The organism is Streptomyces pilosus (assembly GCF_014649835.1).
Classification (GTDB): domain Bacteria; phylum Actinomycetota; class Actinomycetes; order Streptomycetales; family Streptomycetaceae; genus Streptomyces; species Streptomyces pilosus.
This window is the reverse complement of sequence record NZ_BMTU01000003.1, coordinates 550,173-569,620: the sequence shown is the minus strand read 5'-3', so window position 1 is coordinate 569,620 and position 19,448 is coordinate 550,173. Positions and strand designations below refer to the sequence as shown.

At 72.9% G+C, this 19,448-nt stretch carries 15 protein-coding genes and 1 pseudogene; 5 read left to right on the top strand and 11 right to left on the bottom strand.

Annotation, left to right across the window (positions count from 1 at the left end; translation table 11 throughout):
• Nucleotides 1-267: 267 nt before the first annotated feature.
• The gene (locus IE118_RS10800) at nt 268-705 is read right to left on the bottom strand and encodes an ATP-binding protein (protein WP_189557537.1); all 438 of its coding nucleotides are present in this window, start codon (nt 703-705) and stop codon (nt 268-270) included.
• Nucleotides 706-815: 110 nt separating this feature from the next.
• On the bottom strand, nt 816-1,157 hold the full coding sequence (bldG, locus tag IE118_RS10795; protein ID WP_003991900.1) for an anti-sigma factor antagonist BldG: 342 nt from the start codon (nt 1,155-1,157) through the stop codon (nt 816-818).
• Nucleotides 1,158-1,236: 79 nt separating this feature from the next.
• On the opposite strand from bldG, the gene sftH reads away from it, so the two are divergent.
• On the top strand, nt 1,237-3,771 hold the full coding sequence (gene sftH / locus IE118_RS10790; protein ID WP_229846754.1) for a DEAD/DEAH box helicase: 2,535 nt from the start codon (nt 1,237-1,239) through the stop codon (nt 3,769-3,771).
• A gap of 269 nt (nt 3,772-4,040) precedes the next feature.
• Here sftH and IE118_RS34015 read toward each other — a convergent pair.
• The 7 genes and pseudogenes from IE118_RS34015 to ssd form a co-directional block, all read right to left on the bottom strand.
• Nucleotides 4,041-4,403 (bottom strand): annotated as a pseudogene (locus IE118_RS34015) (Rv3654c family TadE-like protein); the annotation flags it as partial.
• Between the two features lie 182 nt (nt 4,404-4,585).
• Nucleotides 4,586-4,963, bottom strand: a complete 378-nt coding sequence (locus IE118_RS10780) for a TadE family type IV pilus minor pilin (protein ID WP_189557535.1) — start codon at nt 4,961-4,963, stop codon at nt 4,586-4,588.
• Complete coding sequence (locus tag IE118_RS10775; RefSeq protein ID WP_189557534.1) at nt 4,950-5,159, bottom strand: DUF4244 domain-containing protein; 210 nt, start codon at nt 5,157-5,159, stop codon at nt 4,950-4,952. Before IE118_RS10775 ends, IE118_RS10780 begins: the two co-directional genes overlap by 14 nt.
• 78 nt (nt 5,160-5,237) lie before the next feature.
• The gene (locus tag IE118_RS10770; protein ID WP_189557533.1) at nt 5,238-6,032 is read right to left on the bottom strand and encodes a type II secretion system F family protein; all 795 of its coding nucleotides are present in this window, start codon (nt 6,030-6,032) and stop codon (nt 5,238-5,240) included.
• The gene (locus IE118_RS10765; protein WP_189557532.1) at nt 6,029-6,904 is read right to left on the bottom strand and encodes a type II secretion system F family protein; all 876 of its coding nucleotides are present in this window, start codon (nt 6,902-6,904) and stop codon (nt 6,029-6,031) included. Before IE118_RS10765 ends, IE118_RS10770 begins: the two co-directional genes overlap by 4 nt.
• Entirely contained in the window at nt 6,901-8,109 is a 1,209-nt protein-coding gene (locus tag IE118_RS10760; RefSeq protein WP_189557531.1) for a TadA family conjugal transfer-associated ATPase, read from the bottom strand. Before IE118_RS10760 ends, IE118_RS10765 begins: the two co-directional genes overlap by 4 nt.
• A complete protein-coding gene (ssd, locus tag IE118_RS10755) occupies nt 8,106-9,212 on the bottom strand; it encodes a septum site-determining protein Ssd (RefSeq protein WP_189557530.1) in 1,107 nt (368 codons plus the stop codon). Before ssd ends, IE118_RS10760 begins: the two co-directional genes overlap by 4 nt.
• Before the next feature lie 579 nt (nt 9,213-9,791).
• Between ssd and IE118_RS10750 the strand changes: the two genes are divergently transcribed.
• Nucleotides 9,792-10,625 (top strand): HAD family hydrolase, encoded by an 834-nt coding sequence (locus IE118_RS10750; RefSeq protein WP_189557529.1) that lies wholly within the window; start codon nt 9,792-9,794, stop codon nt 10,623-10,625.
• A gap of 400 nt (nt 10,626-11,025) precedes the next feature.
• On the opposite strand, the gene IE118_RS10745 is transcribed toward IE118_RS10750, so the two are convergent.
• Nucleotides 11,026-11,850 (bottom strand): Fic family protein, encoded by an 825-nt coding sequence (locus tag IE118_RS10745; protein WP_189557528.1) that lies wholly within the window; start codon nt 11,848-11,850, stop codon nt 11,026-11,028.
• A gap of 101 nt (nt 11,851-11,951) precedes the next feature.
• Here IE118_RS10745 and IE118_RS10740 point away from each other — a divergent pair, with 101 nt between their 5' ends.
• On the top strand, nt 11,952-12,932 hold the full coding sequence (locus IE118_RS10740) for an ATP-binding protein (protein WP_189557527.1): 981 nt from the start codon (nt 11,952-11,954) through the stop codon (nt 12,930-12,932).
• A gap of 9 nt (nt 12,933-12,941) precedes the next feature.
• Here the strand turns inward: IE118_RS10740 and IE118_RS10735 are convergent, their stop codons facing one another.
• Entirely contained in the window at nt 12,942-14,213 is a 1,272-nt protein-coding gene (locus IE118_RS10735) for a polysaccharide deacetylase family protein (protein ID WP_189557526.1), read from the bottom strand.
• A gap of 347 nt (nt 14,214-14,560) precedes the next feature.
• Between IE118_RS10735 and IE118_RS10730 the strand changes: the two genes are divergently transcribed.
• Nucleotides 14,561-17,146 carry a bifunctional SulP family inorganic anion transporter/carbonic anhydrase gene (locus IE118_RS10730; RefSeq protein WP_189557525.1) on the top strand — a complete coding sequence of 862 codons (2,586 nt, stop codon included), beginning with the start codon at nt 14,561-14,563 and terminating at the stop codon, nt 17,144-17,146.
• A 201-nt stretch (nt 17,147-17,347) separates the two neighbouring features.
• On the top strand, nt 17,348-19,303 hold the full coding sequence (gene acs / locus IE118_RS10725) for an acetate--CoA ligase (RefSeq protein WP_189557524.1): 1,956 nt from the start codon (nt 17,348-17,350) through the stop codon (nt 19,301-19,303).
• Nucleotides 19,304-19,448 lie beyond the last annotated feature (145 nt).

Genomic DNA, 19,448 nt, shown 5'->3' with positions numbered 1-19,448 from the left:
CCGGAACCTGATCAAAACAGAGTGCGCGAAATGTAAAATGGCCTGCGCGCACTCTTCCCATTGATCGCCGGGTGGCCGGCGGTCCGTAATCGGTAATGCCTTTGAGGCATTCCTGTGATCGCAATTACGGAGCACGGATCGATCGTGAAGGAATTCACGCGATCAATGCTCGTGACCACTGTAGGCGCGGTCGGCGGGACCCGCACATGCCGAAGGGCCCCACGAGGGGGCCCTTCGGAAGAACGGTCGCCGTCCGGGTGAACCGGGTCAGGCGAGGAGGGTGGCCGGCGGCGCGGTGGGCCACCGCATGCGGATGGATCCGCCGTGCTCCCCCGCACTGACCTCGACGTCGTCGACGAGGCCGCTGATGACCGCGAGGCCCATCTCGTCCTCCTCGGTCTCGACGTCCGCGGGGCCCGCCCCGTCGCCGGGCGCGCGCCCGCCCGGGACCGCGTGGGGCGCCTCGTCGCCGACCTCGATGGAGAACTGCTTCTCCTCCTCGATCAGCAGCACCTTCACGGGCGCCGAGATGTCCCCGTGCTGGTGAAGTCCCACGGCCCGGGAGCACGCCTCACCGACGGCGAGCCGGACCTCGTCGAGGACGGCCTCGTCCACTCCGGCCCTGCGCGCCACCGCCGCCGCCACGAGACGGGCGGTCCTGACGTGTTCGGGCAGCGCGCTGAAGCGGAGTTCGACGGTGGCCATGCATCCCCCTCGCGACTACGGGCGTGCTGTGGGGAGGCCGGGCCGCTTCGGGCCCGGCCCTCCTCATGGTTCTCTCCCCCGCCCGGGCACGGGGCCCGGGAGCGGGCTGGTCAGTCGGTCGCCGCCACCGCCTCCTCGACCGAGGTGTGGATCGGGAACACCTTGGTGAGGCCGGTGATGCGGAAAATCTTGAGAATGCGCTCCTGGTTGCAGACCAGGCGCAGCGAGCCCTCATGGGCTCGTACCCGCTTCAGGCCGCCGACCAGCACGCCGAGTCCGGTGGAGTCGAGGAAGTCCACACCTTCCATGTCGACGACAAGGTGGAAACTGCCGTCATTCACCAGCTCGACCAGCTGCTCGCGCAGCTTGGGCGCGGTATATACGTCGATTTCGCCACCGACCCTGACGATCGTGCGATCGCCCATGGTCTCGGTCGACAGGGACAGGTCCACGGATCCTCCAGCACCTAGCTATCGAGCGGTCGCCCTTGGGGCATCTCGGCTCAGCCCCCGGGACGGTTCGCCAGCCGCGATGGCATTCAATCACTTACCGGCAGGCGTGCACGACGCCTTGGCCCCATTGTCCGTCACGCCAGTGACACACTCGGTGCCGATGGCCGAGAATCACCGATCCGATCGACCCCCGGCGGACACGCCGTCCAGGACCGCGCCGGACGCCGTCCTGGACCGGCTCGCGTCCGGACCGAGCAGGGCTTCGCGCATCACTCATACGGAGCACTTGCCCCCGCGTGCGGGCCGCCATGCCGCCTGGCCGGACCGGATCCGCGCGGAGGTCGTCGCCGCCGTGCGGGCGGCGGGCATCGACCGGCCCTGGGCCCACCAGGCACGCGCCGCCGGGCACGCCCTGGACGGCGAGTCGGTCGTGGTCGCCACCGGCACCGCGTCCGGCAAGTCCCTGGCGTACCTCGCACCGGTCCTGTCCACGCTCCTGGACGGCTCCGAGGCCCCGAACGGCCGCGGGGCGACCGCCCTCTACCTGGCCCCCACGAAGGCCCTCGCCGCGGACCAGTGCCGATCCGTGAAGGAACTTTCACAACCACTGGGCCATTCGGTGCGCTCGGCGGTCTTCGACGGCGACACGCCGTTCGAGGAACGCGAGTGGATCCGCCAGTACGCCAACTACGTTCTGACCAACCCGGACATGCTGCACCGGGGAATCCTGCCGTCCCATCCCCGCTGGTCCTCCTTCCTGAAGTCGCTGAAGTACGTCGTCGTCGACGAGTGCCACACCTACCGGGGAGTGTTCGGTTCGCACGTCGCGCAGGTGCTGCGCCGGCTGCGGCGGCTGTGTGCCCGCTACGGCGCCTCGCCCGTGTTCCTGCTGGCCTCCGCGACCGCCGCCGAACCCGCGGTGGCCGCCGGCCGCCTCACGGGCCTGCCGGTGGTGGAAGTGGCCGACGACGCCTCACCGCGCGGTGAACTGGTGTTCGCCCTCTGGGAGCCGCCGCTGACCGAACTGCACGGCGAGAAGGGCGCCCCGGTCCGCCGTACGGCGACCGCCGAGGCCGCCGACCTGCTGACCGACCTCACCATGCAGGGCATCCGCTCGGTGACCTTCGTGCGCTCCCGGCGCGGAGCCGAGCTGATCTCGGTGATCGCGCAGGAACGCCTCGCGGAGGTCGACCGCTCACTCGCCCGGCGGGTCGCGGCGTACCGGGGCGGCTACCTCCCCGAGGAGCGCCGCGCCCTCGAACGCGCCCTGCACTCCGGTGAACTCCTCGGTCTCGCGGCGACGAACGCCCTCGAACTCGGCGTGGACGTCTCCGGCCTGGGCGCCGTGGTGATCGCCGGATACCCGGGCACCCGGGCCTCCCTGTGGCAGCAGGCGGGCCGCGCGGGACGCTCCGGGCAGGGGGCCCTCGCCGTCCTGGTCGCCCGCGACGATCCCCTGGACACCTTCCTGGTCCACCACCCCGAGGCGCTCTTCGACCGGCCCGTGGAGTCCACCGTCCTCGATCCCGACAACCCCTACGTGCTCGCCCCGCACCTGTGCGCGGCGGCCGAGGAGCTTCCGCTGACGGAGGAGGACCTGGCCCTCTTCGGCCCGGCCACCGAGGATCTCCTGCCGCAGCTGGAGGCAGCGAAGCTGTTGCGCCGGCGGACGAGGGCCTGGCACTGGACCCGGCGCGAACGGGCCGCCGACCTGACCGACATCCGCGGCGGGGGCGGCCGCCCCGTGCAGGTCGTCGAGACCGGGACGGGACGGCTGCTCGGCACGGTCGACGCGGGCGCCGCCCACACGAGCGTCCACGAGGGCGCCGTCCACCTGCACCAGGGCCTCACCTATCTCGTGCGCTCCCTGGACCTGGAGGACTCCGTCGCGCTGGTCGAGCGGGCGAGCCCCACCTACACGACGGTGGCCCGGGACACGACGTCGATCTCCGTGCTGGAGACGGACACCGGAATCCCCTGGGGCGACGGCCGCCTCTGCTACGGCTCCGTCGAGGTCACCAACCAGGTGGTCTCCTTCCTGCGCCGGCGCCACATCACCGGCGAGGTGCTGGGCGAGACGAAGCTCGACCTCCCTCCGCGTACGCTGCGCACCCGCGCGGTGTGGTGGACGGTCACCGAGGACCAGCTGGACCGGGCCGGGATCGGCCCGGAGATCCTCGGCGGTGCGCTGCACGCGGCCGAGCACGCGTCGATCGGCATGCTGCCGCTCTTCGCGACCTGCGACCGCTGGGACATCGGCGGTGTCTCGGTCCCGCTGCACCCCGACACGCTGCTCCCGACGGTCTTCGTCTACGACGGCCACCCGGGCGGCGCGGGCTTCGCGGAACGCGCCTTCCACACCGCCCGCTCCTGGCTCACCGCCACCCGCCAGGCCATCGCCTCCTGCGAGTGCGACGCGGGCTGCCCCTCCTGCATCCAGTCCCCCAAGTGCGGCAACGGCAACGACCCCCTGCACAAGCGGGGCGCGGTGCGGCTGCTCACGGTGCTGCTGGAGGGCGCGCCGGTCGAGAAGCCCGGGGGGACGGCGGGCGCGGCCGGCACGGACGGGACCACGGAGTCGGAACCGCCCGGACGGACTGCTGAGTCGGGTTGAATTCCGCGCTGCCCGGGCAGGGTTCTGCCCGGGCGGACGCCTGCATCGGGGTGAACTCCGCCTTCTGCCCGTACGGATCAGGGGATGACCTCGGGCGGGGTTCTGCCCGGGCGGACGCCCGCGTCGAGGTGGACTCCGGGGACGCAACCGGCGTCCCGAACCCCGCCACCCCGGCCACCACCGGACAGGGACGACGCGGGCAGTGCGGGCAGGACCGGGCCGCGGACCCGGGACGGCACCCCGGCCGTGCCCGGCGGCGGTGGGGGTTCGGGTGGGCCTGCGGCAGGGCCCGCCCGTGCCCTGACCTCCACCGTGAACGGCCCGTGCCCGGACGCCACCGACACGTCCGCCACCTCGCCGGTGAGCGCGCACCGTACGAGCCTCGCGTCCTGCCTGCGGGCCACCCGGTCCGCCCGCGCACACGCGGCCGCACGCCCTTCGGCCCAGTGGTCCGCCGCGGCGAGCGCCGCCAGGTCCGCGCCCCCGGCCGCCCGGTGCCGGACCACGACCGCGTGCCCGAGGGCGAGCACGATGCCGAACACCACGCACAACACGGCGATCGCACCGACGCTCCAGACCGTCGCGGACCCCCGGTCGGCGAGGGCCACACCTCTTCGCTCGGCGCAGGCCACACCTCTCCGGCCGGCTCGCTCCCCGTCTCCGGGCGGCCGGCCGCCCGGACCCGGCGCACGGCCGGCCGCCGGGCGGGCCGGGACGCCCGGTCCGCCCGGCCCGCTCGGGCGTCCAGGCCGCCGCCCGGTGCCGCGCACGGTGCCCGGGACCGCCGGGAGCCGCCGTTCGCGTGACCGGGCCCTCATGCCCCCGCCCCCGCCGTCTCGCCGTCCGACCGCTCCACCGCCGCGACGGCCTCCTCCCGCAGGTCGAACGGCAACCCGTGCAGGACCGGAGGCCGGGCCACGACGACCACGCGGACGTGTCCGGCCTCGTGGCTCACCGTGACCCGCGCGCCGGGCGGTGCCGCTGCCCGGGTGACGTCGACCACGGCGTCGGGAGGGTCCTGCCGGGCCGCCGCGCGGGCGCCCGTGCGGGCGGCGTCCACGCACTGGATCTGCGCCGCCACCACCATCAGGCCCCAGACCAGCGCCGTCGCGAACATCACCAGCACGGGCAGCACCATGGCCGCCTCCGCCGTCACGAACCCCCGGTCCCCGCGCCGCTCACATCCGGCCATCGAGTGCCTGCTGCACGATGTTCCGCAGTGCCGTGCTGACCGGTCCGCTGTTGACGACCTTGTAGAGCACCACGGCGAACGCCACCGCCGCCACGATGCCCATGGCGTACTCCGAGGTCACCATCCCGCCGTCCTTCCGTGCCGCACGTGCTCCGCTCACCAGGGCACGCAGTCGTGCCCGTACCGCCTGATACATCTCAACCCCCGTATGGAGAAGTCGTCCTGCTCTTGTGGTCACTGATTGCTGGGCCCGGTCGCCACAGGTCGTCCCCGGTCATCCACCACCTCCTCCCAGCACTCCGCCCGCGAGCCCGATGACCACGGGAAGCACACCGATCGCGATGAACGCGGGCAGGAAGCACAGCCCCACCGGGGCGCTGACCATGACGGCCGCCCTCCGGGCCCGAGCCGTCGCCGCGCGGGCCCACCGGGCTCGGGCCTCGGCGGCGAGCCGGCCCACGGGGACGGCCAGGGGGAGCCCGGACACGTCGGCCCGTTCCAGCAGCCGGGCCAGCGGCACGGCGCCCTCCATCGCGGCCAGCCGGCGCCAGGCCTCGGCCGGTTCACCGCCGAGCCGCACCTCCGCCGCACCGCGCGCCAGCGCGTCCCCGACGGGGCCGCCCAGGGCCTCTCCGACGGCCTGCGCCGCCAGGACCGGACCGGCCCCCGCCGCGATGCAGGCGGACAGCAGATCGGCGGCCAGCGGCAGTTGGCGTGCCGCCTCCGCGGTCCCGGCCTCCCGGGCGTCCTCAGCGGCTTTCCTCTGCCGCAGCCGCCACCGCCACAGCCCGACCGCGGCCGCCAGGCCCACCAGCACTCCGGCGGGCCCGCCCACCAGCCACCATCCGGCGCCCACGACACCCGCGAGCGGCAACCGGCCCCGTGCGAAACGCAGCGGCGCGAGAGCCGGGGCGGTCGCGGGCGCCGCCCGCCCCGGCGCCAGTACCCCGGCCAGTCGCCGCCGCACCGCCCGCGCGGACCGTGAGCGCCGGAACCACCCCACCGACCAGACGAGCGCCGAGACGATCCCCAGCACCGCCCCCAGCCTGTGGACGGCGTCCCCGCTCATCCCGTCACCTCCTCGGCGCCCCGCACGATGCGCAGCGCCCACCACAGGCCCGCGCCCTCCAGCACGCCACCGGCGACCAGGCAGGCCAGTCCCGACGGGGTGTGCAGGAGGATGCGCAGCGGGTCGGCGCCGAGCGCCGCGCCGAGCGCCAGGCCGACGGCGGGGAGCCCGGCGAGCATCACCGCCGTCGCACGGGCCCCGGCCAGCTGGGCGCGCAGGTCGGCCCGCTGGTCCCGTTCGGCACGCAGCGCCGCTTCCAGCCGGTCGAGCCCGGCCGCGAGACCGGCACCCCGGTCCACCGCCACCCGCCAGCACGCCGCGAGTCCCCGCAGCCCTTCGGCGCCCGGCTCCCGTGCCGCCGCCGCGAGCGCGTGCGGAACGTCCCCGCCGAACCGCGCCGCCGCCAGCACGGCGGCCTGTGTGTCACCGAGCCCACCGGAGTCCCGCCCGGTCACCAGCAGCGCCTCACCCGGCTGTCGCCCGGCCCGCACTTCACCGGCGAGCGCCCCGCACAGCGCGATCACCGCGTCGCCGCGCCTCTCGCGGGCCCGCCGGGCCCCGGCGGCCCGCCGCACCCGCCGGAGCACGGGCACTCCGGCCGCTCCCGCGAGCACCGGCAACACGGACGCGCCCAGTACCGCCAGCACCGTCCCGGCGGCGAGTGACCACCACTCGGCCCGCAGCCGCCCACGGACACGCGCCCACTGGCCGGCCACCCGGGACCATCCGGGCGGCCCGGTCCCCACCGCGCCACCACCGGCGTGCAGCAGCCGCACCCGCCGGGAACCGGCACACCCGCCGCCCAGCAGCCAGGCGGCGACTCCCAAGCACGCCACGGCCGCGCCCGTCGACATCCCGGCGGACCCGCTCATCCCGCGGCCCCTTCCCGCGGCCCGTCCCCGCCCCGGAGCCGGAGCAGCTCCCGCAACCGCTCCCAGCCCGGCTCCCGGACGAACGCCTCCGGGCCCCACCGCAGCGCCGGCACGGTGCGCACCAGCCCCGACGGGTCCCGCTCCAGCACGTGCACCTCGGCGATCCGCCGCCGGCCGCTCCGGTCGCGCACGAGGTGGAGCACCACCGACAGGGCGGCCGCCAGCTGGCTGTGCAGGGCGAACCGGTCGAGGCCCGCGGCCGTGCCGAGGGCCTCCAGCCGGGCCGGTACGTCGGCGGCGGCGTTGGCGTGGACCGTGCACGAGCCGCCTTCGTGGCCGGTATTGAGGGCGGCCAGGAGATGGGTCACCTCCGGGCCGCGGACCTCGCCGACGACCAGCCGGTCCGGCCGCATCCGCAACGCCTGCCGTACCAGGTCCTCCAGGGTCACGAGACCCGCGCCCTCCTGGTTGGCCGGTCTGGTCTCCAGGCGCACGACGTGCGGGTGATCCGGACGCAGTTCCGCCGAGTCCTCCGCCAGGACGATCCGTTCGTCCGGCCCGGCCAGTCCCAGCAACGCGCTCAACAGTGTCGTCTTGCCGCTGCCGGTCCCTCCGCTGACCAGGAACGACAACCGCGCGTCCAGCAGTGCCCGCAGCAGCCGGTCCCCGCCCGGCGGCACCGTGCCGGCCGCCACCAGCTCGCCGAGCGTGAAGGCGCGCGGGCGTACGACGCGCAGCGAGAGACAGGTGCAGCCCACCGCCACCGGGGGCAGCACCGCGTGCAGGCGCGTCCCGTTCGGCAGCCGGGCGTCGACCCAGGGCCGGGCGTCGTCGAGTCGCCGCCCGGCCACCGCGGCGAGCCGCTGTGCCAGGCGCCGGACGGCCGTCGCGTCGGGGAAGGCGATGTCGCTGAGCTCCAGCCCGCCACCCCGGTCCACCCAGACCCGGTCCGGCGCCGACACCAGGACGTCGGTCACCGTCGGATCGGCCAGCAGCCGCTCCAGCGGACCGCTGCCGACCAGCTCGGACCGCAGCTGTTCGGCCGCTCCCAGCACTTCGGCGTCCCCGAGCACCCGCCCCTGGTCGCGCAGCGCCTGCGCCACCCGGGCGGGCGTCGGCTCGGCCCCGCTCTCGGCCAGCCACCGCCGCACCCCGTCGAGCAGACCGGGGGGCATCACCGCCCCGCTCACCGCCGGCCCCCTCATACCGCCCTCCCCTCGACCAGCGCGCGCTCCCAGAACTCCTTGCAGAAGCGGGCGAGCGGACCCCGGCCGGACGCTCCCGGCGGCCGCCCGGCGCCTTCGGGGCGCTGCAGGGCGGGCTCGACGGGCACGTCGCCCGCGAGGGGCAGCCCGAGCAGCCGGGACACCTCGCGGTCGTCCAGCCCCGGCGCGTAGGGCCCGCGCACCACGGCCCTGAGATCGCGCAGGACCATGCCCACGGCGGAGGCGACTCGGCCAGCCGCCGCGACGGCGCGCAGTTCCGCGGGGACCACGAGCAGTCCGAGGTCGAGCTGGGCGAGGACCTCGGCGACCCCGTCGTCGACGCGGCGCGGCAGATCGACCACGACGGTGCCGCCCCCGCGCCGGGCCGCGGCGAGCACCGCGCGGACGGCCGGGGGCGGCACGGCGAGGCAGTCGCCGCGGTCCCAGCTGAGGACCCGCAGCGAGTGGAGCTCCGGCAGCGATTCCTCCAGGGCGCCGCCGCCGACCCGTCCGCGTGACGCGGCGAACGCGGGCCAGCGCAGTCCCTCGGCCGCCTCCCCGCCGAGGACCACGTCGAGTCCGCCGCCGAGCGGATCGGCGTCCACGAGCAGCGTGCGCAGTCCCTCCCGCGCGGAGGTGACGGCGAGCGCACAGGCGAGGGTGGAGGCTCCGGCACCGCCGCGGCCGCCGATGACTCCGACGGTGAGGGCGGGCCGGCCGACGCCTTCGGCGACGTCGGCGATGCGGTCGACCAGCCACTGCTCCCCGTCGGGGAGCATCAGTACGTGGTCGGCGCCGATCTCGACGGCCCGCCGCCAGACCCCCGGGTCGTCCTGGTCCCGCCCGACCAGCACCACACCGGTCCGGCGTGCCGCCCCGCGCACCCGCCGGGCGGCGTCGTCGCCGACCAGGACGAGCGGCGCCGCCTCCCAGCTGCCTCTCGGTCCGGGCACTCCGGGATGGACCTCCGGTGTGGCGCCGGCCGCCGCGCACAGGCGCAACAGGTCGTCGAGGAGTCCGGCGTCCTCGGTGAGGATCAGCGGTGCGCCCGGTCGCCCGCCTCCGGAGGCGGGCGGTGGGTCGTGCGTGATGATTCCGTTCATGTGCGTCCCCGTTCGCTGCGGGCTGCGCACGGCCCTGCGGCCGCGCGATTCCCAGGCGTGTGAAGAACCGGCGAGCGGTCCTCCGATCAGCGGCCGGCGGAAACCGGCCGTGCGCGCCCCGGCAAACGGAAGCGGGTGTGAACTCGCGGCGAGCGGGTCGCGCAGGAATCACGGTGCAGCGATCCGGAAAAACTCGTGGATCTTGGTTGATTTCTGTGGACAAGAGGGCAGCTGTGAATATCGCGGTCACCCATAGCGGTGAGCCCGACGGGCCTTCTGTGCGAGCCCCGCAGAGCAGTCCGACGACTACCCCCAGTAACTAGTCGCGCACATGACAAGAAGCTGAAGCGACGTCACCGCTGCGGTGTCCATAGGGCCGAAAGAGGGAAGAAAACGCGTCCGGACATGCGACGACCCCCGCCGGGGGGGAGAGCGGGGGTCGTCCCCACGGCCGACTCGGGGGGGGAGGAGTCGGACCGGGTTAGCACGGTCGCGAACGATCCGTGACTTCCATGGTGTACCCGAGACCCTTCTCAGGCAAACCCACGCGCCCCACCTTACGCCGAATGGGCTGCGCCTATGCTCAGGGATGTGGAAAACCACTCCCTGCCCCGCGCAGCCGCCTTCTTTGACCTGGACAAGACGGTCATTGCGAAGTCGAGCACACTCACGTTCAGCAAGTCGTTCTACCAAGGCGGTCTGATCAACCGCAGGGCGGTCCTGCGGACCGCGTACGCCCAGTTCGTGTTCCTCGCCGGCGGCGCGGACCACGACCAGATGGAGCGCATGCGCAAGTACCTGTCCGCCCTGTGCCGCGGCTGGAACGTGCAGCAGGTCAAGGAGATCGTGGCCGAGACGCTGCACGACCTGATCGACCCGATCATCTACGACGAGGCAGCCACCCTCATCGAGCGGCACCACGCCGCGGGCCGCGACGTCGTGATCGTCTCCACCTCGGGTGCCGAGGTCGTCGAACCGATCGGCGAGCTCCTCGGCGCGGACCGGGTCGTGGCCACCCGCATGGTGGTCGGCGAGGACGGGTGCTTCACCGGTGAGGTGGAGTACTACGCGTACGGTCCGACCAAGGCCGAGGCGGTCCGGGAACTGGCCGAGTCCGAGGGCTACGACCTGGCCCGTTGCTACGCGTACAGCGATTCGGTGACCGACGTGCCGATGCTGGAGTCCGTGGGACACCCGCACGCGGTCAACCCGGACCGCGCGCTGCGCCGCGAGGCCCTCACCCGCGAGTGGCCGATCCTCGACTTCCACCGGCCGGTCCGGCTCAAGCAGCGCTTCCCCGCCTTCTCCGTGCCTCCCCGCCCCGCACTGGTCGCGGCGGCCGCCATAGGAGCCGCGGCGGCGACCGCCGGGCTCGTCTGGTACGCCAGCCGGCGCCGCACGACGGCGGCCTGACCGCCCGGGTCGTAAGAAATCGTCCTTGCCGCCCGTATGACGATTATTTGAACCCAAAAGTAAAGAAGCAGGGTCAAGACTTCCCCTTGCTTCGAACCCGGAGTACAAAGGACTTAACGGCCCGCGAGACCAAGGACATCCGCGAGGATCACCTTCACAACGCATTTAGGCCCCACGGACCGCGCATGAACACCGCGCACCCACGCGACGTCGACCCGTCGATTACGGGCCAGCCGCACCAGGTGACGGGCAAAGTCCCCGACCTGATGGGCACATATCGAGGACGCTTGGTAACGCGGTGGACGTGCCAGCGGCGGTACGAGTATTCGTACCGCCGCATCTCTGTGCGGGCCCTGCGCGCCGCCCGCAGGCGCACGCGTTGTTTTACGCCCGCGGCCGGTTATGCCGCCCCGCGCTGGAGCGCCTCGCACACCGCCGTGGATTCGCGCGCCCCGAGACCCACCGCCCGCCCGCAGTGGGCGATCCAGGCGGCCAGCCCTTCGGGCGTGCCGGAGACATAGCCCTCCAGCGCCCGCAGATACGCCTCCCGCCCCAGCTCCGCGTGGCCGACCTCGGCGGGGCAGACCGACTTGGGGTCGAGCCCGCTGCCGACCAGGACGATGCGCTCGGCCGTACGGGCGACCAGACCGTTGTGGGAGGTGAACGGGCGCAGCGCGAGGAGCTCCCCGTGCACCACGGCGGCGGTGACCAGCGCCGGGGCGGACCCGCCCGCGATGATCAGCTCGGACAGCCCTTCCAGCCGTCCGTGCGCCTCCGCCGCGTCCGGCAGCGGCAGCCCGATCAGCGGCTCGTCGACCGGCTCGCCCTCGTGCCGGGGCCGCCCGATTCGCTCGTCCTTGTCGGCCGCCGCGACCAGGTGCAGCCGGGCCAGCACCCTCAGGGGCGACTGCCGCCAGATGGACAGCAACTGGCCGGCCTCCGCGGTCAGGCGCAGGGCGGCGCCCATCGTGCGCGCCTCCTCGTCACCGCTGAAGTCGCTGCGCCGGCGCACCTCCTCCAGGGCCCAGTCCGCACCCGCCAGCGCCGCCGTGCCCCGGGCCCCGCGCAGCGCGGCCTCGGACGTGATCTCGTTGCTGCGCCGCCGCATGACCCGGTGTCCGTAGACCCGGTCCACGGCCTTGCGCACGGACTCCACGGAGTCGGCCACACCGGGCAGGGCGGCCAGGGCCGCGAGCGGGTCGGCGGTCGCGCCTGTCGTACTCATGAGTACGACCCTACGCACCCCGGGCGCCCGCCCCACGAAGGAGTGGTCTTCTTCACGCCCGACTGTGACGCACAGCGATACCGGTACTACGCTTGGTGAACATGAAAATTGCTTTCGTGGGGAAGGGCGGCAGCGGAAAGACGACCCTGTCCTCCCTGTTCATCCGTCACCTCGCGGCCTGCGGGGCTCCGGTGGTCGCGGTCGACGCCGACATCAACCAGCATCTCGGAGCCGCGCTGGGTCTGGACGAGGCGGAGGCGGCCGCCCTGCCCTCACTGGGCGATCACCTGCCGCTGATCAAGGACTACCTGCGCGGCACCAACCCCCGCATCGCGTCCGCCGAGACGATGATCAAGACGACGCCGCCCGGCGAGGGCTCCAGGCTGCTGCGGGTACAGGAGGACAACCCGGTCTACGACGCCTGCGCGCATCCGGTGGGACTCGACGGCGGAGCCGTCCGTCTGATGGTCACCGGCCCCTTCTCCGACGCCGACCTGGGGGTCGCCTGCTACCACTCCAAGACCGGTGCGGTGGAGCTGTGCCTGAACCACCTGGTGGACGGCCCCGAGGAGTACGTCGTGGTCGACATGACCGCCGGGTCGGACTCCTTCGCCTCCGGCATGTTCACCCGCTTCGACATCACGTTCCTCGTCGCCGAGCCGACCCGGAAGGGGGTCTCCGTCTACCGCCAGTACAAGGAGTACGCCCGCGACTTCGGCGTCCTCCTCAAGGTCGTCGGCAACAAGGTGCAGGGCCCGGACGACCTCGACTTCCTCCGCGCCGAGACCGGGGACGACCTGCTGGCGACGGTGGGGCACTCGGACTGGGTCCGGGCCATGGAGAAGGGCCGGCCACCCCGGTTCGCGACACTGGAGGAGCCCAACCGCAGCGCACTGCGCCTGCTGCGGTCGGCCGCCGACGCGGCGTACGGGCTGCGCGACCGGGAGCGTTACACCCGCCAGATGGTCCACTTCCACCTGAAGAACGCAGCGTCCTGGGGGAACGAGCGCACGGGGGTCGACCTGGCGGCCCAGGTCGACCCCGACTTCGTGCTCGGTGAGGGCGTCACGGTCTCCGCCTGACACCCATCGTCATTCCTTGGCCGCCGGTGACCCCGGCGCTCCCTTGGGGGCCGGGGCGGGGCCGTCGGCCAGGAAGGACTTCCAGCCCTTCTTCGGGGCCTCGCCGACGCCGAGCGTGCGCAGCTTCGCCAGGGCGGCGGGATCCTGCGCGTCCAGCCAGTCCGCCAGCTGCCGGAAGGAGACACAGCGCACCTCGGACCTGGTGCACACCGACTCGACGACCTCCTCGACGGCACGCATGTAGGTGCCGCCGTTCCAGGACTGGAAGTGGTTGCCGATGATCAGCGGCGCCCTGTTGCCCTCGTAGGCCCGCTCGAAGCCCTGGAGCAGACCGTCGCGCATCTGGTCGCCCCACATCTCGTGCTTGGCGGGGTCTCCCTGGGTGGTGGTCCCGGACTGGTTGACCATGAAGTTGTAATCCATGGTGAGCTGCTCGAAGGAATGCCCGGGGAAGGGCACCAGCTGCATGGACAGGTCCCACAGCCCTTCCTTCTTCTTCGGCCACACCTGGTTGTTCACGCCGCTGGTGTCGTAGCGGAAGCCCAGTTCACGGGCGGCCTTCATGAAGTTCTCCTGCCCCTCCAGGCAGGGGGTGCGGGCGCCGACGAGTTCCTTGTCGTAGTCGAAGGGCAGTGGCGCCGCGTTCTTCATGCCGGTGTTGGTCTTCCAGGTCTTCACGAAGCTCTTGGCCTGCACGATCTCGTCCTTCCACTCCGCCACCGACCATTCGCCGACGCCGCCGCCGCTGCCGCAGAAGTGCCCGTTGAAGTGGGTGCCGATCTCGTTGCCCTCGAGCCAGGCGAGCCGCAGCTGCTCCACGGTGTCCGCGATGCCCCGCCGGTCGTTGAAGCCGATGTCGGAGCGGCCCGGGGAGTGCTGGGGCGGCCTGTACAGATCGCGCTTCTCCTCCGGGAGCAGGTACACACCGCTCAGGAAGTACGTCATGGTCGCGTCGTTCTCCTTGGCGACCTTCCGGAAATGGGAGAAGAGCCTCTGGCTGTCCTCACCCGCGCCGTCCCAGGAGAAGACGACGAACTGCGGGGGCTTCTCCCCGGGCTTCATCCGCTCGGGCCGGGGCAGGTGGGGCTGCGCCCCCGTGTACGCGGTGGAGCCGTCGCCGATCAGCCGGACGACGTTCTTCGGGGCCGGCGCCGGCTTGGCCTTCTCCTGGTCCCGCGCCTGCTCCCCGGAGTTGTCGGCGCCGGTCCCGCAGCCGGCGAGCGAGGCGACGCAGACCGCGGCGATCACGGTGCCCGCGGCGATCCTGTGGGTGGCGGCCATCCGCCCACCTTCTTCCTTCTCTCGGGCCGAGCTCGATGAGGGCGTTGCTTGGTGCAGTGCCGGTCCTCGCCGACAGCGCCGCCAACGTCGCACGGAACGAAGAAGGAATTAATACGACAAGCCGATGAAATGGATGCTTCACGCGCCGGAGTGATTCGCTACTCCGTTTGCCCGGAAAGTCTATGCCAGCACTTTACTCTGAATTACGATTCGTTTACTGATAGTGACTGATCAATCCCTGTAGTCGCCGTATCCCGCCGTTTCGGGGCATGCCCCTCGGCCGCGACCGCCGGCCGCCCCGTGGGGCCCACCCGTCACGCGCCCGCGCAGACCCGAAGGAGACGGGCATGTCAGCCTGCGTTCCCGCCCGCACCGCCGACGCGAACCACACCGAGCGCACCCATCCACCGCACAGCCCGCCACCGTCCGGCCCCCGGCGTCCGCGGATCGCGAGCGCCGACGTGTCGGCCGCGGTCGCCGTCTTCCTCATCGCCCTTCCGCTGTCCCTCGGCATCGCCCTCGCCACCGGCGCACCCCTCCAGGCCGGACTGGTCGCCGCCGCCGTCGGCGGACTCGTCGCCGGGCGGATCGGCGGCTCTCCCCTCCAGGTCAGTGGCCCCGCCGCCGGACTCACCGTCGTCACCGCCGACCTCATCCAGCAGTACGGCTGGCGGACGACCTGCGCCATCACCGTCCTCGCCGGCCTCGCCCAGCTCGGACTCGGCTGCCTGCGGGTGGCACGCGGCGCGCTCGCCGTCAGTCCCGCGATCGTGCACGGCATGCTCGCCGGAATCGGCGTCACCATCGCCGTCGCCCAGTTGCACATCGTCCTCGGCGGCACCCCGCAGAGCTCCGTCCCCGACAACCTGCGGGCGCTGCCCTCCCAACTGGCCGACGTGCACCCCGCGGCCCTCTTCGTGAGCCTGCTGACCCTGACCCTGCTGCTGCTCTGGCCGCGGCTGCCCGGGCGGGCCGGACTCCTGCTGCACAAGATCCCGGCCGCGCTCGTCGCGGTCGCCGGGGCCACCGCGATCGCCGCCGCGGCCGGCCTCGTCCTCCCCAAGGTCGACCTGCCCTCCTGGCGCAACCACGCCCTGGCGGGCCTGCCCGAGGGCCCGGTGCTCGGGCTCGTCGCCGCCGTCCTCACCACGACGCTGGTCTGCAGCGTGCAGTCGCTGCTCGGCGCGGTCGCCGTGGACAAGCTGGCGTCCGCCCGCCCCGGTGGCGCTCGCGTCGCGCGGTCCGACCTGGACCGCGAACTGCTCGGTCAGGGCGCGGCGAACATCGTCTCCGGTTCGCTCGGCGGGCTGCCCGTGGCCGGGGTCGCGGTGCGCAGTTCCGCGAACGTGCACGCGGGTGCCGTGAGCCGGAACTCCACGATGCTGCACGGCGTTCTCGTAGTAGCCGCCGCGCTGCTGATGGTTCCGCTCCTGGAGTTCATCCCGCTCGCCTCGCTCGCCGCCCTGGTGATGGCCGTCGGCATCCAGATGGTGTCCCTGCACCACATCCGCACGGTGACCCGCCACCGTGAAGTACTCGTCTACGCGGTGACCACCCTCGGCGTCGTCTCCTTCGGCGTCCTGGAGGGCGTCGCCCTGGGCATCGCCGTGGCCGTCGGCGTGGCCCTGCACCGGCTCACCCGCACCCGCATCACCCACGAACTGGAGGAAGGAGTTCACCACGTACACGTCAGAGGGCAGTTGACCTTCCTCGCGGTGCCCCGGCTCAGCCGGGCCCTGCACCTCGTCCCCCAAGGCAGCCACGCCGTCGTCGCGTTGGACGGCTCCTTCATGGACCACGCGGCGTACGAGACGCTGCAGGACTGGCAGAGCACACACACCGCGCAGGGCGGCACCGTCGAGATCACCGGCCGCCGTTCCGGGGTCCGGATCGCCGAACCTTCCGCCCTCGCCTCCGCACACCTCCCCGGCGTCGACGCCGGGGCGGACGGAGCCTCCGAGGCCCACTGCCGCTGCCGGCCCTGGACGGCCTGGCGCAATCACCAGTGCGAACGCCCCGGCCTCCTGCCGGACGGCGACCCACGACCCGACCCGGCCGACGCAACGGACGGCGGGAGCGGAGCGGACGGCGGGAGCGGAGCGGACGGAGCACTCGGAACCGCAGCTTCCAGAACCGCAGCACACAGAACCGGCACGGGCGCGAAGGACGCGGCGGCCGGAGCAGGTGGAGCAGACCCGACGCGGGCCCCGGAGCCGGACCGGGACGGTGCCCATGCCGGCGCCGGCGCCGGTGCCGGATCCGGCGGCAGCCAACTGGTGCGCGGCATCGGCACGTTCCAGCGCTACACCGCCCCCTTGGTGCGCGGTGAGCTGGCCCGGCTGGCCCGTGAGGGACAGCGGCCCGCCCAGCTGTTCCTGACCTGCGCCGACTCCCGGGTGGTCACCTCGATGATCACGTCCAGCGGTCCGGGAGACCTGTTCGTGGTGCGCAACGTCGGCAACCTCGTGCCCCCGCCGGGCGCGGAGAGCGGCGACGACTCGGTGGCCGCCGCCATCGAGTACGCCGTGGAGGTGCTGGCCGTGCGGTCGATCACCGTGTGCGGGCACTCCGGGTGCGGTGCCATGCAGGCACTGCTCGACTCCGGCCCGGGCGGCGGCGCCGGTACGCCGCTGAGACGCTGGCTGCGGCACGGGCAGCCGAGCCTGGAGCGCCTGGGCGCCAGGAGCGCGGTCCCGCCGCGCCTGACCGGGCGGACGCCGGCCGACGCGGTCGAGCGGCTGTGCCTGACCAACGTGGTGCAGCAGCTGGAGCACCTGCGTGCGCACGACTGCGTGGCCCGGGCTCTGAAGGACGGGGCGCTGGAACTGCACGGGCTGTACTTCCACGTGGGGGAGGCCCAGACGTACCTCCTCACGGAGCAGGACGAGGAAACGGTGTTCGACCGGGTGCGGGCCGTGGACCTGGCGATGTGAGGCGGCGCGTCCGGGTGTGAGAGGCGTTACACCCCTTGAACCGGCTCGCTCCCGGGCTCGTGGGAAGGGGTGACGGACGTCGCACGACCACTCGACCCGACAGGTCTAAACCAATTTCCCGTCGGCCCTTGTCAGCGCACCCCCGGGTCTGATGAGCTGTGGCCTGGGACACAACGGACACCCCTGGGAAAGGCAGATGCCGTGAGCAATGAAAGCCTGGCCAACCTTCTGAAGGAGGAGCGTCGCTTCTCGCCCCCCGCCGACCTGGCCGCGAACGCCAACGTCACGGCGGAGGCGTACGAACAGGCCAAGGCTGACAGGCTCGGCTTCTGGGCCGAGCAGGCCCGCCGGCTGACCTGGGCCACGGAGCCCACCGAGACCCTGGACTGGTCGAACCCGCCGTTCGCCAAGTGGTTCCAGGACGGCGAGCTCAACGTCGCCTACAACTGCGTGGACCGCCATGTGGAGGCCGGGCACGGCGACCGGGTCGCCATCCACTTCGAGGGCGAGCCCGGCGACAGCCGCGCCATCACCTACGGCGAGCTCAAGGACGAGGTGTCCAGGGCCGCCAACGCCCTGCTGGAGCTGGGTGTCCGCAAGGGCGACCGGGTCGCCGTCTACATGCCGATGATTCCCGAGACCGCCGTGGCGATGCTGGCCTGCGCCCGCATCGGCGCGGCCCACTCGGTCGTCTTCGGCGGCTTCTCGGCGGACGCGCTCGCCACCCGCATCAAGGACGCCGACGCGCGGGTGGTCATCACGGCCGACGGCGGCTACCGGCGCGGCAAGCCCTCCGCGCTCAAGCCGGCGGTCGACGAGGCGGTCGGACGCGTGGACAGCGTCGAGCACGTCCTCGTCGTCCGCCGCACCGGCCAGGACGTCGCCTGGACCGAGGGCCGCGACGTGTGGTGGCACGAGACGGTGGACCGGCAGAGCGCCGACCACACCCCGGAGGCGTTCGGGGCGGAACACCCACTGTTCATCCTCTACACCTCGGGCACCACGGGTAAGCCCAAGGGCATCCTGCACACCTCCGGCGGCTACCTGACCCAGACGGCGTACACGCACTGGTCGGTGTTCGACCTGAAGCCCGAGACCGACGTGTACTGGTGCACGGCCGACGTCGGCTGGGTCACCGGCCACTCCTACATCGTCTACGGCCCGCTCGCCAACGGCGCCACCCAGGTCATGTACGAGGGCACCCCGGACACCCCGCACCAGGGCCGGTTCTGGGAGATCGTGCAGAAGTACGGCGTGACGATCCTCTACACGGCGCCCACCGCGATCCGGACGTTCATGAAGTGGGGCGACGACATCCCCGCGAAGTTCGACCTCAGCAGCCTGCGGGTACTGGGTTCCGTCGGTGAGCCGATCAACCCCGAGGCGTGGATCTGGTACCGCAAGAACATCGGCGCGGACCGCACCCCGGTGGTGGACACCTGGTGGCAGACGGAGACCGGCGGCATCATGATCTCCCCGCTGCCGGGCGTGACCGACGCCAAGCCGGGCTCCGCCCAGACCCCGCTGCCCGGCATCTCCGCGACGGTCGTCGACGACGAGGCGAACGAGGTGCCCAGCGGTGGCGGCGGCTACCTGGTCCTCACCGAGCCGTGGCCGTCGATGCTGCGCACCATCTGGGGCGACGACCAGCGGTTCATCGACACGTACTGGTCCCGCTTCGAGGGCAAGTACTTCGCCGGCGACGGCGCGAAGAGGGACGGCGACGGCGACATCTGGCTGCTGGGCCGGGTCGACGACGTGATGCTGGTGTCCGGGCACAACATCTCCACCACGGAGGTCGAGTCCGCGCTGGTCAGCCACCCGTCGGTCGCCGAGGCGGCCGTGGTCGGCGCGGCGGACGAGACGACCGGCCAGGCGATCGTCGCCTTCGTGATCCTGCGCGGCACGGCGGCGGAGACCGAGGACCTCGTCGCCGAGCTCCGCAACCACGTGGGCGCCACGCTCGGCCCGATCGCCAAGCCCAAGCGGATCCTGCCGGTGGCCGAGCTGCCGAAGACCCGCTCCGGCAAGATCATGCGCCGTCTGCTGCGGGACGTGGCGGAGAACCGTCAGCTCGGAGACGTCACCACCCTGACGGACTCCACGGTCATGGACCTCATCCAGGCCAAGCTGCCGCAGACCTCCGGCGAGGACTGAGCGGGCGGTCCCCGGCCACGGCGGGGTGCCCCGGCGCGCGGACGCGCCGGGGCACCCCGCCGGGCCCGGCCCCTGGTGCAGCTCAGGGGCTGGTTGGTTAGGGTGGGCGAAAAGCTGTTGTCTCATGGGGCGCCGGGAAGTCTGG